Genomic DNA, 271 nt, shown 5'->3' with positions numbered 1-271 from the left:
CAGTAGCTAGACTGGAAGCCATCAGGTTATTTCTTGCATATGCAGCAAACAAGAATTTCATTGTGTATCAAATGGATGTCAAGAGTGCATTCCTGAATGGTGTCATATCAGAAGAAGTGTTTGTTGAGCAACCACCTGGTTTTGAAGATAAACTAGCACTGGACAAGGTATTCAGACTCAACAAAGCACTATATGGGCTGAAGCAAGCTCCAAGAGCCTGGTATGACACACTTTCAGAATTCTTAGTAAACAATGGATTCAGCAAAGGAAT

1 protein-coding gene is annotated in these 271 nt (G+C 40.2%); it reads left to right on the top strand.

Features of this window, described 5'->3' with window-relative positions; all coding sequences use genetic code 11:
* Positions 1-62: 62 nt before the first annotated feature.
* Positions 63-271 (top strand): reverse transcriptase domain-containing protein (locus tag GJQ66_RS12695; protein ID WP_268866092.1); only part of this gene is annotated, 209 nt, incomplete at its 3' end.

Source organism: Microbacterium sp. ZXX196 (assembly GCF_009709595.1).
GTDB classification, from domain to species: Bacteria; Actinomycetota; Actinomycetes; order Actinomycetales; family Microbacteriaceae; genus Microbacterium; species Microbacterium excoecariae.
The sequence above is the reverse complement of the archived record's forward strand: the minus strand, read 5'-3'. Positions and strand labels throughout refer to the sequence as shown.